The organism is Streptomyces sp. NBC_01304, from assembly GCF_035975855.1.
In the GTDB taxonomy this organism is placed as follows: domain Bacteria; phylum Actinomycetota; class Actinomycetes; order Streptomycetales; family Streptomycetaceae; genus Streptomyces.
In genome coordinates this window covers 2,744,731-2,758,007 of sequence record NZ_CP109055.1, presented here as the reverse complement: position 1 = coordinate 2,758,007, position 13,277 = coordinate 2,744,731, and the positions used below count along the sequence as shown (strand labels likewise).

The 13,277-nt window shown below is 71.6% G+C and carries 12 protein-coding genes; 4 read left to right on the top strand and 8 right to left on the bottom strand.

Annotation, left to right across the window (positions count from 1 at the left end; translation table 11 throughout):
• Positions 1–225: 225 nt before the first annotated feature.
• A complete protein-coding gene (locus OG430_RS12045) occupies positions 226–1,683 on the top strand; it encodes an MFS transporter (RefSeq protein ID WP_327352455.1) in 1,458 nt (485 codons plus the stop codon).
• Positions 1,684–1,996: 313 nt separating this feature from the next.
• Here the strand turns inward: OG430_RS12045 and OG430_RS12040 are convergent, their stop codons facing one another.
• Genes OG430_RS12040 through OG430_RS12025 form a run of 4 tightly spaced genes read right to left on the bottom strand, consistent with a single transcriptional unit; the run spans position 1,997 to position 5,228 of the window.
• Positions 1,997–2,767 carry a transposase family protein gene (locus OG430_RS12040; protein WP_327351289.1) on the bottom strand — a complete coding sequence of 257 codons (771 nt, stop codon included), beginning with the start codon at positions 2,765–2,767 and terminating at the stop codon, positions 1,997–1,999.
• A gap of 40 nt (positions 2,768–2,807) precedes the next feature.
• Positions 2,808–3,536, bottom strand: coding sequence for a 4'-phosphopantetheinyl transferase family protein (locus OG430_RS12035; RefSeq protein ID WP_327352454.1), 729 nt, complete (start codon positions 3,534–3,536; stop codon positions 2,808–2,810).
• A 43-nt stretch (positions 3,537–3,579) separates the two neighbouring features.
• Entirely contained in the window at positions 3,580–4,437 is an 858-nt protein-coding gene (locus OG430_RS12030; protein WP_327352453.1) for a metallophosphoesterase family protein, read from the bottom strand.
• Entirely contained in the window at positions 4,434–5,228 is a 795-nt protein-coding gene (locus OG430_RS12025) for a thioesterase II family protein (protein ID WP_327352452.1), read from the bottom strand. The genes OG430_RS12030 and OG430_RS12025 overlap by 4 nt, the downstream gene beginning before the upstream one ends.
• Positions 5,229–5,382: 154 nt before the next feature.
• On the opposite strand from OG430_RS12025, the gene OG430_RS12020 reads away from it, so the two are divergent.
• Together OG430_RS12020 and OG430_RS12015 are read left to right on the top strand one after the other, a co-directional pair.
• The gene (locus OG430_RS12020) at positions 5,383–6,048 is read left to right on the top strand and encodes a TetR/AcrR family transcriptional regulator (protein WP_327352451.1); all 666 of its coding nucleotides are present in this window, start codon (positions 5,383–5,385) and stop codon (positions 6,046–6,048) included.
• Positions 6,049–6,254: 206 nt separating this feature from the next.
• Complete coding sequence (locus OG430_RS12015; RefSeq protein WP_327352450.1) at positions 6,255–7,484, top strand: lipase family protein; 1,230 nt, start codon at positions 6,255–6,257, stop codon at positions 7,482–7,484.
• A 3-nt stretch (positions 7,485–7,487) separates the two neighbouring features.
• On the opposite strand, the gene OG430_RS12010 is transcribed toward OG430_RS12015, so the two are convergent.
• Positions 7,488–8,663 (bottom strand): magnesium and cobalt transport protein CorA, encoded by a 1,176-nt coding sequence (locus OG430_RS12010; RefSeq protein WP_327352449.1) that lies wholly within the window; start codon positions 8,661–8,663, stop codon positions 7,488–7,490.
• A gap of 136 nt (positions 8,664–8,799) precedes the next feature.
• On the opposite strand from OG430_RS12010, the gene OG430_RS12005 reads away from it, so the two are divergent.
• Entirely contained in the window at positions 8,800–9,945 is a 1,146-nt protein-coding gene (locus tag OG430_RS12005) for a winged helix DNA-binding domain-containing protein (RefSeq protein ID WP_327352448.1), read from the top strand.
• A gap of 36 nt (positions 9,946–9,981) precedes the next feature.
• On the opposite strand, the gene OG430_RS12000 is transcribed toward OG430_RS12005, so the two are convergent.
• The 3 genes from OG430_RS12000 to OG430_RS11990 form a co-directional block, all read right to left on the bottom strand.
• Entirely contained in the window at positions 9,982–10,629 is a 648-nt protein-coding gene (locus tag OG430_RS12000; protein ID WP_327352447.1) for a LysE family translocator, read from the bottom strand.
• Between the two features lie 71 nt (positions 10,630–10,700).
• Positions 10,701–11,501 (bottom strand): response regulator transcription factor, encoded by an 801-nt coding sequence (locus tag OG430_RS11995; RefSeq protein ID WP_327359058.1) that lies wholly within the window; start codon positions 11,499–11,501, stop codon positions 10,701–10,703.
• Between the two features lie 136 nt (positions 11,502–11,637).
• On the bottom strand, positions 11,638–13,242 hold the full coding sequence (locus OG430_RS11990) for an aromatic amino acid ammonia-lyase (protein ID WP_442816707.1): 1,605 nt from the start codon (positions 13,240–13,242) through the stop codon (positions 11,638–11,640).
• Positions 13,243–13,277 lie beyond the last annotated feature (35 nt).

Sequence of the window (13,277 nt, the reverse complement as noted above, 5' to 3'; positions counted from 1 at the left end):
CGGGTGCCGGCCGCAAGCCGCTCCCGATGGCCCTTTCGTTGTATGTCTCCGGCTCGCCACTCTCCCTAGCATGAGATCAGCCCCCCACGGCAATTCGAGCCCTCACGTCTATCGGGCCCCCACGTCCATCGGGCGCCACGTCCATCGGGCCCCCACGTCCATCGGGCCCCACGACAAATCGAGCCCCCACGTCTATCGAGACCCCACGTCTTATGGAGATCGACCATGACCACCGGTGAAGGCGTAGCTGCACCGCCCCAGACATCCGCCGCGCCCCCTGATGCGGGCGACGCACGCAGAAAGGCACGGCTCGCCTTCCTCGTCATCTCGGCGGGATTCTTCCTCGCTCAACTCGACACCCTCATCGTGAATGTCGCGCTCCCGACGATCAATCAGGAATTCCACGGCAGCACGCTCTCCGGGTTGTCATGGACGCTTAATGGATACGCCATCGTGCTCGCGGCACTGATGGTTCCCGCGGGCCGCTGGGCCGACCGGATCGGGCGCAAGAACGTCTTCCTCATCGGCGTCGCACTGTTCACCGTCGCCTCCCTCCTGTGCGGCATCGCCACCAACGTCCCCTTCCTCGTGGCGGCCCGGGTGCTGCAGGCGATGGGTGCCGCCGCGCTGGTACCGACGTCGCTGGGACTGCTGCTCGCCTCCGCCCCGCCGGAGGGGCGGGCCAAGGCGGTGAGCGCCTGGGCCGCGATCGGTGGCTCCGCGCCCGCGTTCGGCTCCCTCGTCGGCGGCGTACTCCTGCAGGCGGACTGGCGCTGGCTGTTCTTCATCAACCTGCCCGTCGGGATCTTCGCGCTCGTCGCCGGGCTGCGCGCGCTGCCCACGGAGGAGAAGCCCGAACAGGGGCCGTTCCCGGACGCGTTCGGCGCGCTGCTCCTCATGATCTCCATCAGCGCCGTCACGCTCGCCCTGGTCAAGGCGCCCGAGTGGAGTGCGGGCCAGATCGCCGGTCTGTTCGTCTTCGCGGCGGTGGTCCTCGGCTGGTTCGTCTTCCGGTGCTCCCGTCACGAAAGCCCGTTGATCGACCTCTCCCTGCTGCGCGTACCGGCCTTCATGATGGCCAACATCAGCGCACTCCTGTACAGCATCAGCTTCGCCGCCCTGGTCTTCTCCTTCATGCAGTGGTGCCAGGACGTCTGGGGCTGGTCCGGCGTCCGGACCGGAATGGCCCTGCTGCCGGGCCTGGCCATCGTGCCCGTCGCCGCCCGACTGGCCGCGCCGGTCGTCAAGCGCATCGGGGCGGCCTCGGCGGTCGCGACCGGCTCCGGCGCCATGACCGTGGGCGTGGTCTGGTGGATCGCCACCGCCGAACTCCAGCCGGAGTACGTCAAGGTGCTGCTGCCCGGCGTCCTGCTGTTCGGCGCCGGCTCCGCCCTCGCCATCACCGCGCTGATGAACGCCGCCACGGCCGGCCTGGCCCCGACCGCCTTCGCCACCGGGTCGGCCATCGTCAACATGGTGCGCCAGCTGGGCATGGCGCTCGGTGTCTCGCTCTTCATCGCCCTGCTGGGCACGCCCGACACGCCGGAGGAGGCGCGGACCGCGTTCGACCACGGCTGGATCCTCACCGCCGCCGCCGGAGGAGTGGCCGCGGTCGTCTCCCTGGCACTCGGCCTCTGGCTGCGGTTCGCCGCCGCCAAGAAGGCGGAACCGGTCGCTGCGTGAGCTGAATTCGGGGGTGGGGTTCTTCCGCGACGCGGGAGAACCCCACCCCCCTTCTTTTGTGGTCTGCCTCTTAGCCCTAGGGCGTGTCTTCAAACTCCCGTCTGCCCCGCGACGCCCGGCACGCACTCTCGCCGCACCGGGCGAAAGCCCGAGTACGTCCAGTACGAGGACTTCCGCCCGGCACGCCGAGCGCACGCACCGGACGCCGCAGGGCCGCCCTTCGGGCGACGACGGGAGTTTGAGGACACGCCCTAAAGCGTGTTGCACAAGGCAGTGTTCGGGCAGGTCAGGGCCTGTGATCGCGGTCTTCTGGTCATGATGCGAGGGCGAGGTTGTGCATGTGGGCGACGGCCTGGACGGCGTGATGGAGGCCGTTGCCGCGCTGTCGGCAGTCGCGGAGGATCTTGTAGTTCTTCATCCGGCCGATCACATGCTCCACGCGGGCGCGGACCTTGCGGTGCGCGGCGTTGTCCGCTTCTTCGCCCGGTAGCAGGGACCGTCGGGGACGTTTGCGGTGCGGGATGACCAGACCGGTGTTGGTGTAGGCGCCGTCGCCAAGGACGGTGACGCCCTGGCAGTGCTCGGCGAGGCCGGAGGCCCGCCAGGCGTGGGCGTCCGCGGTGGTGCCCGGCACCGGGCGGGCCGCAGCGATCACCAGGCGGGTGTCAGCATCGACGATGACCTGCACGTTCGCCGAGAACCGATAGTTGCGGCTGGAGGAACCGACCTGCCGGTCGCGGACCGGGATCAACGTTCCGTCCACGATCCACAGTCGCTCCGGTGCGTCCGCCGGGCGGGAGGCCGGCTCGAGCGCGAGCAGCGGCCCGAGCCTTTGGATCACCCGGCAGACCGTGGACGAGGAGATACCGAACAGCGGTCCCAGCTGCCGCATCGTGAGGTTCGTGCGGTAGTACACCGCCACCACCAGCACCCGTTCGGCCAGCGGCAGACTCCACGGCCGGCCCTGCAGCGTGCCGTTGCCGCCGCGCTCGCGCACCGCCTTCAGCAGCCGCGCAAACTGCGTCACCCGCAGCCCGGTGAACGTCTCCACCCACACCCGTTCTGCCCTCAACACCCCAGCCATACAGCGGAGATGCCCAGATCACAGCCTTGTGCAACACGCTTTAGGGGCAGGAAAAGGCCTTCTGTGTAAGGGCGTTGGGGACCGGCCCGTCTCCCGTGAGGGAGGCGCCGTCGCGGGTCAAGGCGATCGCGGTCAGCAGGGTGCCTCGGCCCAGCAGCCAAGTGCCGCTCAACTCCTGCACATTGCGCCCGTCGACGACTGGGCCCGGCACGAGCAGCAGGGCGCGAAAGCTCTGGCTTTCCGGGTCCACCGTGAGGAAGACCTCTTCGAATTCGAGCTCGCGTCCGGTCAAGGGAAACCAGACCTTGAAGACCGCTTCCTTGGCGCTGAACACCAGTCGATCCCAGTGGATCTCCGGGCGGTGTGCTCTCAGGGCCGCCGCGCGGGAGCGTTCCTCGGGCAGCATCACCAGCTTGCGGGCGCCGTCGGTGGCGATGGGCAGGTTGGGCTCGGCGTCGATGCCCACGGCGGCGATGTCCGGGGCCGGGGCGACCGCGGCCGCCAGGTATCCGGCGCAGTGGGTCATGCTGCCGACTGTTCCGGTCGGCCAGACGGGGGCACCGCGGTCGTCGGGCAGGATCGGCGCCGGAGCCCTGCCGAGGTCGCGCAGGGCGGCGCGGGCGCAGGCCCGCACGGTGGTGAACTCGCGGCGGCGTTCCGGCGTACTGGCGGCCACGACGCGCTCCTCCGCGGGGAACAACGGAGCGTCCGGCACATCGTGGAACGTGTCGGCGGTGGCCACGGGCAGGGGAAGCAACAGCTCGATCATCGACATTCCTGGTGTCTTGAGCTCGTCTCGCCGGCTCGTCTCGTCAGCTCGTCCTGTCCCGCCGCGCCGGGTCGAGGATCCGTACCGGCCACTCGGGCCTGCTGCTTCTGCCGAGCCATTCGCGCGGGTAGCCGAGCGACACTTCGCGGTGCGGCACGCCGTCGTGGTGGGTGAGGCGGGGAATGTGGAGGTGCCCGTAGACCACCTCGGCGGCCCTGAACCGCCTGGGCCAGTCGGCCGTGGCCTCGGTGCCGCACCATTGGGCGAACTCCGGGTGGCGCAGGACGCGGGTGGGTTCGCGGCGCAGCGGAAAGTGATTCACCAACACGGTGGGCAGGTCGTCGGGTACTGCCGCCAGGCGTTCCTCGGTGACCGCGACGCGGGCCGCGCACCAGGCCTGTCGGCTCGGATAGGGGTCGGGGTGGAGCAGAAGCTCGTCCGTGCAGACCACTCCGGCACGTTCGGCGATGTCCATGCTGTGGCGCCTGTCCCTGGCCCCGGGGGCCAGGAACGAGTAGTCGTACAGGACGAACAGGGGGGCCACGACGGCGGGTCCGCCCTCGCCCCGCCACACCGGATAGGGGTCTTCCGGGGTGATCACGTCAAGCCCGCGGCAGATCTCCACGAGGTGCTCGTAGCGGTGGGCGCCGCGCAGTTGCACGCGGTCACCGGGGTGGGTCCACAGTTCGTGGTTGCCCGGTGCCCACACGACCTTGGCGAAGCGCTCGCGAAGCCTGCCCAGGGTGCGCGCGATGTCGTCCACGAACTCGCCCACATCACCCGCGACGATCAGCCAGTCGTCGGGCGAGCCGGAGCCCAGTTCCTCGACGACCTTGCGATTCTCCGCGTGATGTACGTGCAGGTCGCTGACGGCCAGCAGTCTGGCCGGGCCGGTGGTCACTTCTCCTGCAACGTGCGTGGTGCGGTCCCGTCGGACGGGGACCGCAGCGGCAGCAGGACCGTCTCGACGGTCCGTGCCACCTGCGGCAGGTGCGTCTCGAGGAAGAAGTGTCCGCCGGAGAAGACGTGCAGCTGCGTGGGGGCGGTGGTGAAGGTCCGCCAGGCTTCGGCCTGAGCCACGGTGACGACGGGATCGTCGTCACCGACCAGCACGGCCAAGGGCACGGTGAGCGGGGGCGACGGTGCCCAGACGTAGGAACTGAGCGCCCGGTAGTCCGCGCGGAGCGCCGGCATGGCCATGGCACGCAGCTCCGGATCGTCGAGGACGTGCGCCGTGGCCCCGCCCAAGTGACGTACGGCACGAAGGATCTCGTGGTCCGTGCCGAGCCGGTCGTGCGGGCTCGGCCGCTCGCCGGGGGTGCCCCTGCCGGACAGGATGACCGTGGCAGGACCGGTCGACGGGTGGACAGTGAGCCTGCGGGCGACCTCGTAGGCGAGGAGTGCTCCCATGCTGTGCCCGAACAGGGCGTAGGGCGCGGTGGCCTGCCGGTGGACCTCCTCGGCGAGTATGTCCGCGAGGGCGGCGATGTCCTCGACGGCCGGTTCGCCGCGGCGGTCCTGGCGGCCGGGATACTGGGCGGCCAGCACATCGACGGCAGGGGCGAGCAGGCGGGCGAGCGGGACGAAGGCGCTGGCCGAGCCCCCGGCGTGGGGCAGGCAGAACAACTGCACCGCGTCCCGGTGGGGTTGGGTGCCCGGTAGGGCGAACCTGCGAAGCCACTCGCTGTCCACGTGCACTCTCCTGGTCGCGTGCGCATCACTGAATGGCCATGTGACCACGCTGAGTCCATCCGTTCAATGGCGCAAAAGAGGTAGCAGTAGGGGCTGTTGGCCGAAGCCGGGGGAAGCGTGGACGGGAAAGGTGAACTCGACTAGCTTTTCAGGCATGGACCCGGAGCGTGCCGCGCGCCTCGACAACATCCGTACGCCACGCGGCCGTTACGCGAAGGGCGTCCGCCGCCGCAACGAGATTCTGGCGGTGGCGCTGGAGGTCTTCGCGAAGCTCGGCGAGAAGGGTGCGCTGATCAAGGAGATCGCCGACCGCATGGGCATGTCCCAGGCCGGCGTCCTGCGCTACTTCGGCTCGCGTGAGGGCTTGTTGATCTGGGCCCTGGCCGAGCGCGACAGGCTCGCCAAGGAACGGATCGCCCAGGAGACCTACGCGGACCCGATCTCGCCGATGGCCGCGACGCTGCGCCGCAGCGGTGATGTGGCCGGGCTGGTCCGCCTGTACGTGAGCATGGCGGCCGCGTCCGGATTCCCCGACCACCCGGCGCGCGACTTCTTCGAGGTCCGCAACGGAGACATCCTCATCGCCCTGCGCGACGACCTGGCCGACCTGCAACACGAGGGCCGCATCCGTCCCGACGTCGCCCCGGACGCCCTCGCCCGGCTGGCCCTTGCCGCGGCGGACGGCATCCAGCACCAGTGGCTGCTCGACCCCACGGTGGACATGGGGGGCGTCATCGACACCATCGTCGCCTTGGTCATGGACGTCCCCCCGCCGCCCCGGGCCCCGGCCGACGAAGGGCCCGGACCGCCGCCCTCCTGACGAACGTCACCGCCCCTCCCGGTACGAGTCGGCCGCACCCCGCCCCGTCCAGGTCAGAGCCTCCCTCCCGCAGCGCTGCACGGCAGCCGCGTACGCAAAGGAGATCGTCCTTGACGCACGGACAGAGCCAACTCCCAGGCACCGTACGACCGGTTCCGCGCCCGCCAAGCACCCGGCCGGGTCCGCGGAGGGGGCCAGGCAGGCACATGGCGGCATGGGTCCGGGTGTTCCGCCGGGCCGCCGCCTGTGCGACCGTCGCGGTCCTCGTGCTGTCGGGCTGCAGCGGATCCGGTGACGACCGGAGCAAGGAGGGACGGCCCACGGCCACGCCGGTACCCAAGGGCGACGCGTTCTACGACCCGCCGAAGCCGCTGCCCCCGGGTAAGCCCGGCACAGTGATCCGTCAACGCCCCTACACCCCACCGCAGTTGAAGCTCACGCTGCCGTCGCGCACGCTGCTGGTGATGTACCTGAGCACCGGGACCGACGGCAAGCCGGTGGCCGCGACCGGCCTCGTGACCATTCCGAAGGGGCCCGCACCCGCCGGGGGCCGGCCCGTCGCCGCCGTCGACCACGGCACCATGGGCATCGGCTCGAAGTGCGCCCCGTCCCGCATGCCTGACTTCGCCGGTCTTGAGGACTCCAGTGCGGTCGCGAAACTCCTCGCGCGTGGATACGTCGTCGCGCAGCCCGACTACATCGGCCTGGGGGCGACCGGGGTCAAGCACCCCTATCTCAACGGCAGGTCCGCCGCGTACGCCACTCTCGACATCCTTCGCGCCGCTCGCCGGATCGCCCCCGGGACGAGCGCGACGACGCTCGTCTACGGCGGCTCACAGGGCGGGCACGCGGCGCTGTGGACCGCGCACTACGCCCCCGAGTACGCGCCCGCCCTCGACATCAAGGGCGTGGTCGCCAACGCGCCGGCCGTCGGATTCGAGTGGATGCCCGCTCTGTTCTCCCAGCAGGACGCCACGGCCACCCCCTACGCCGGGATGCTGCTGACGCTCATCGACGGAGCCTCGGCGGCCGACCCGGCGGTCAAGCCCGCCGAACTCCTCACCCCCGAAGCCCTGGCCGCTGCGAACGCCATGTGGACGGAATCCTGCATGTCCGGCGAAACCGAGGTCCCGCCCGCCAAGGACATCCTGCGCCCCGGCGCCGACCTGGAACCGCTCAACGCCGCCCTCAAGGCCAGCGCCGCCAACGAAGTCACCATCAAGGTCCCGGTGTTGCTGCCGCAGGGCGGCAACGATGTGCTGAGCAACCTCAACCAGACACTCGCCCAGGAGTTGTGCGAGAAGGGCGTGGAGCTGGAGTTCAAGTACTACGCCGACCAGGGGCACACCATCAGCGACGGACCGCTGGACGACGCGATCGCCTGGATGGACGCCCGGCGTGCGGGCAAGCCAGTCGCCGCGAGCTGCGAGTTCTGAGCCCTACAGCCAGTCCCGCCGCTTGAAAATGAAGTACAGGCTCACGCACACCACCGCCATCAGCACGATCGCGAACGGATACCCCATCACCCAGTCCACCTCCGGCATGTGCGTGAAGTTCATGCCGTAGATCGTGCCGACCAGCGTCGGGGCGAACAGGATCGCGGCCCACGAGGAGATCTTCTTGATCTCCTCGTTCTGCTCGAACCCCGCCTCCGCCAGCGCCCGCATCTCCGCGTTCTGCTGCTGCGTGACCAGCGTCGCGTTGACCGTGAGGATTTCGGTGAGGGCCTGGCGGAAGCCGTCCACCCGTTCGCTGGTGTGGGTCACGTGGTCGGCCACGTCGCGCAGGTAGCGCTGCAGTTCCTCGTCCGTGCCGTACTTGGCGAACCCTGCCATCAGGGCGTGCAGCATGCCGACCAGGGGGCGGGTGGCGCGCTGGAACTCGACCATTTCCCGGGAGAGTTCGTAGATGCGGCGGGAGACTTCGGGGTCGCCGCCGAAGACTTCCGTCTCGATCTCGTCGATGTCCGTCTGGACGCCCTCGACGACAGGGGCGTAGCCGTCGACCACGGCGTCGAGGATCGCGTACAGGACGGCCTCCGGGCCCAGGGCCAGGAGCTTCGGGGTGGCCTCCATCCGGTTGCGTACGGCCGACAGGTCGGGTGCGGCGCCGTGCCGGACCGTGATCAGGAAGTCGGGTCCCACGAAGACGTGGAGCTCGCCGAAGTCGACCTCCTCCTGTGCGTCGAGGTAGCGGGCGGCGCGCAGAACGAGGAACAGGGTGTCGCCGTAGCGCTCCAGTTTGGGGCGTTGATGGGCCTCCATCGCGTCCTCGACGGCGAGCGGGTGGAGGTCGAACTCGGCGGAGACCGCGAGGAGTTCGGCCGAGGACGGGCGGTAGAGGCCGATCCAGGCCATGCCGTCCGTCTCGCCGCGCAGCTGCCGGAACGTCTCGGCGAGCGAGTCGGGTGTCGGGAGGCGTACGCCGTCGCGGTAGAGCTCGGCCTGTACGACGCTGCGGGAGGACTGGTCCAGTACGTCGCGGGGGTCGGGGATCGATGCCGGTGTGTCGTTGTCCGGCGGTGCGGGGGAGTGGGGGGAGAGGGGGTCGGGGCGTTTACGGAGACGTATCCTCGGGCTCCGCTGGGCTGGGCGGGCTCGTCGACGCTCGGCCATCGCTGGTCCCTTCGTTCCGTACGCTCGTTCCGTACGCCCGGCGCGGGCCGCGCTGCCCCGCCTTCGGCCACTGGGCAGGATAGGTGGTGTCGCTTGCGGACAGCAGTTGTCCGCATCGGCCGATAATGTGCCTCGCATGACAGCTTCCAAGGCTTCTTCCGGGGTTTCCGCCGCGCAGCCCGTACTCGGCACCCGCGCGCTCAATCGCGCGACGCTCGACCGTCAACTCCTGCTGCGCCGCGCCTCGATGGCGCCCAAGGACGCGGTCGAGCACCTCCTCGGTCTGCAGGCCCAGAACGTGAAGCCTCCGTACTACGCGCTCGCCGCCCGCATCGAGGGCTTCGAGCCGGAGTCGCTGTCCGCGCTGATGGCCGACCGGGACGTCGTACGCATCGTCACGATGCGGTCCACCATCCACACCCACTCCGCGGATGACGCGCTCACGCTGAGGCCGCTGGTGCAGGGCGCCCGGGCCCGTGAGCTGAACATGTTCCGCAAGGGGCTCGTCGGGGTCGATCTCGACCAACTCGCCGGTCTTGCCCGGGAGTTCGTCGAGGAGGAGCCGCGCACGCTCAAGCAGATCCGGGAGGAGCTGGGCAAGACCTGGCCGGACGCCGACCCGCAGTCCCTCGGGATCGCGGCCCGCAACACCCTCGCCCTGGTGCAGGTCACCCCGCGCGGGTTGTGGGGGCGCAGCGGACAGGTCGCGCTCACGACCGTGGAGCACTGGCTGGGCCGGCCCGCCGAGCCGACGCCCGCGCCCGACGCCACGGTCCTTCGGTATCTCGCCGCGTTCGGGCCGGCCTCGGTGAAGGACATGCAGACCTGGGCGGGGATCACGCGACTGCGGGAGGCGTTCGAGCGGCTGCGGCCCCAACTGGTCACGTTCCGGGACGAGAACGGGGTCGAGCTCTTCGACCTGCCGGATGCCTCGCGGCCGGATGAGGACGTCCCGGCCCCGCCGCGGTTCCTGCCGGAGTTCGACAACCTGCTGCTCTCGCACGCCGACCGGAGCCGGGTGGTGCCGCCCGAGTACAAGGGGCGGAGCTGGCTGGGGAACTACGCGTACAACGTGTTTCTGCTCGACGGGTTCCTGGCCGGGGTGTGGCGCCTGGAGGAGGGCAAGGAGGAGTCGGTGCTCACCGTCGAGCCCTTCGGGAAGCCGACCAAGGCGCAGCGTGCCGAGCTGACGGAGGAGGCGGCGAGGTTGCTGGAAGGCCCGCTGATCGGGGCGGCGGCATCCGCGTATGACATTCGCTTCGGGGATGTGGTCGGGGTCTGATCGGGCCCCCGGGCGCGGTCTTGAAGGGCCTTCGGCTCACTCCGCCCGGCCGGTCGCCGCGACCGTCACGCCGAGGCCGATCATCGCGAAGCCGCCCGCCCCGCCGATCATCGACAGGCGCCGGTCCGAGCGGGCGAACCAGGTGCGGGCCGCGGATGCCGTGAGGCCCCAGAGGGTGTCGGTGATCGTGCCGATGGTGATCGGGACGAGGCCCAACAGGAGCATCTGGGCGGGCAGTTGCCCTGCCGAGTGATTCGCGAACTGGGGCAGCACGGCGGCGAAGAAGACGATGCCCTTGGGGTTGGTGACGCCGACCACGATGCCGTCCATGACGGTCCGCAGGTCCCCGCGCGGCGGCCCGTCCGGCGTGCTGCGCAGGGCGGAGGCCTTCATCTCCTTGCGGTGCCGGAAGGCCTGCACGCCGAGGAAGACGAGGTACGCGGCGCCCGCGAGCTTCACCGCCATGAACACCACGACCGACCGCTCCACGAGCGAACCGACCCCGAAGGCGACGGCGACGACCAGCAGGTACGACCCGATGACGTTCCCGAGCACCGTCGCCATGGCCGTACGCCGCCCGTGCGCGAGGGCGCGGCCTATGACGAACAGCACGGCGGGGCCCGGGATGGCGATCACGAGGAGCGACATCGCGGCGAAGGCGAGGATCTGATCGGTGGACACCATGCGGGTCATTCTCCCGGGGGAGCATCGGGGGAAAGCAACCCCCTGCGGCGGCCGAGCTCCGCGGCCGGCCGCTACGGCAACAACCCGCCCCGCCGAGCCGCCACCACGGCCTCGCCCCGGGTGCGCGCCCCCAACTTCCGCATGGCGGAGCGCAGATAGCCCTTCACCGTCTCCGGGCCGACCCCCAGCCGGGCCGCGGCCGCGGAGTTCGTGGCGCCGGACGCCACGCAGGCGAGCACGTCCACCTCGCGGGGCGTGAGCCGTACCGGGAGCATCGGCGGTGCGGGCGACGACGCCGCGGCGAGCCGGCCGCACACCTCGAGCAGCTCCGCCCGCAGCGCCGGATCGAGGATCCGCGGGGCCAGCGACCGCAGTTCGCCGTGCGCCTCCCGTACCCGCTCCCACGAGCCGGCCCCCACCGCGGGCTCCGGCAGGGAGGCCAGCAGGGTCTGTGCCTCCTCGCGGGCGACGAGCCACTGCTCCACGTCCCGCGCCGCGTCCACCGCCGCGCTCAGCGTCCGGTCGCCGAGCGGCTGGGCCGCGCGCAGGGCCGCGTACAGGACGCCGCGCACCCGGCGGCGCACCACCACCGGCACGGCGAGGACCGAGCGCAGGCCCTCCGACTCGACGAGGACGTCGTACTCGTGGCTGATGTGCCGGGCCTGCCGGTAGTCGGTGACCGCGCACGGCCTGGACAGGGCGAGCGCCTTCCCGCCGAGCCCCTGCCCCGCCGCGACCCGCACGCCGCGCAGTACGCCGGTCGCGGTGCCGCTCAGCTCGGCGATGCGCAGGCCGCCCCGGCCGTCGAGGTAGCCGCCTATGGCCACGGGCAGCCCTGTCGCGCGCCGCAGCCGCGCCAGCGCCGCCCGCATCTCCACCGCCTCACAGCCGTCCCCGGTCACTCTGCCGTGTCCCTTCCGTCGTGTCTGGCCCCATCCGTCACTGATTACACGACGGCGACCGGCGGTTGGGCAAAGCGGCGGGAACGGGCGGGGCCTCGCGGGGCCCTCAGGCCTGGGCGCTCTCCCCGGGCTCCGCGGGCTCCCCGAACTCCGCGGACTCACCGAGCCGCGCGAAGCCGTCGAGCAGTTCGGCCGCCCGCGTCACGTCCTTGGTGAGCGGGCGGTCCGCCATGTCCGGGTCCAGGGCCGCCGCCGCGAGCGCGTAGGCGTGGCCCGCCGGGGTGGCGGGGTCGGGGGCCGTGCCGCGCTGGCGCAGGGCGCGGACGGCGGCGACGAGTTCGCAGCCGAGGACCAGGCGGTACGCGTCGGCCAGCCGGAGCGTCTTGCGGGCGGCCTGGGTGGCGAAGCTCGCGGCCTCCTCCATGCCGTGCGAGAGCACCGCGTGGCCGAGGCCGGCCGGGGTGGCGCCGGTCTGGAGCTCGGCGAGCGCGGCCGTGGCGCCGTACTCCAGGATCATCAGGCCCGAGCCGGCCGAGGCTCCGTCGGCCAGGAAGGAGCGCAGGCCGGTCAGTTCGGGGCGGCCGAGGCCGGAGAGCCGGGCCGCGGAGAGCCGGGCCGTGCCGAGTACGGCGAGGCCGAGGCGGTCCAGGGCGAGGGTGAGCGGCGCGGCGAAGAAGCCGCCGTGGTGGTGGGCGACCGGGGCGCCGGTCGCGTCGTCCCAGCCGATCAGGGGGTTCTCGGCGGCGGAGTTGAGGTCGATGGCGAGTACGTCGCCGAGGCCGGCCCAGGCTTCCAGCGCCGGGCCGTGCGCCTGCGGGAAGCACCGGAAGGCGAAGGGGTCCTGGACTCGTGTGTCCGGCACCGGGTCCAGGGCCGAGTCCAGCTCCGGGTCCAGGGCTGAGCGCAGTGCGGGGTCCGGCACCGAGTCGGGTGACCGCATGCCCGGCAGCCCAGCCGTTGCCCCCGCCGTCGTCCCCGCCGTTGTCCCTGCCGTCGTCCCTGCCACGCCGAGCAGCCGCCGCACCCGCGCCGCCGCCCGCCCGATCGCCGGATGCGGGCGGGCCCGGTGGACGTCGGCCGCGTAGGCCTCGAGGGATCCGTCGACCGCGTACAGCGACAGCGCGGCCACGACATGCGCGGCGCGCAGCAGCGTCCCGAGGTCGTGGCAGGCGAGGGCGGCCTGGCCGAGGGTGAGGGCGTTGCTGCTCAACAGGGGGAGCACGTCGCCGCGTTCGAGCCGCAAGGGCACGGGGAGCGTCGCCCCGCCGCCCGACTCCCGCCAGGCCGCATGCCCGTACAGCGTCAGCCCCAGCTGGGCCAGTGCCGTCAGGTCGCCGGTGCCGACCGCGCCGTACTCGTGGACCTCGGGGTGCACCCCGGCGCGTACCGCACCCACCAGTGCGGAGGCGATCTCCGGGCGCAACCCCGAGCCTCCGGCGAGGAGTTGGTTGATCCGGACCACCATCATCGCGCGGACCTGCCGGGCGGGCAGCGGCGTGCCGATGCCGCCCGCGTGGCTGAGCAGCAGCCGCAGGTCGTGGCCCGCGCCGTCGTGGTCCTCGACCTCCTGGCCGCGGTGCGCGCCGACGCCGGTGCTGCGCCCGTAGACCCGGGCGCCGTCCGCCGCCAGCTTCTGCGCGGCCTGCCGGGACCGCTCCATGGCGTCAAGTGCCGTCGGTGGTACGGCAGGTCGCAGCGCACCGTCGGCCATCAGGGCGACGGTGTCCGCGGTGAGGGCGCGGCCGT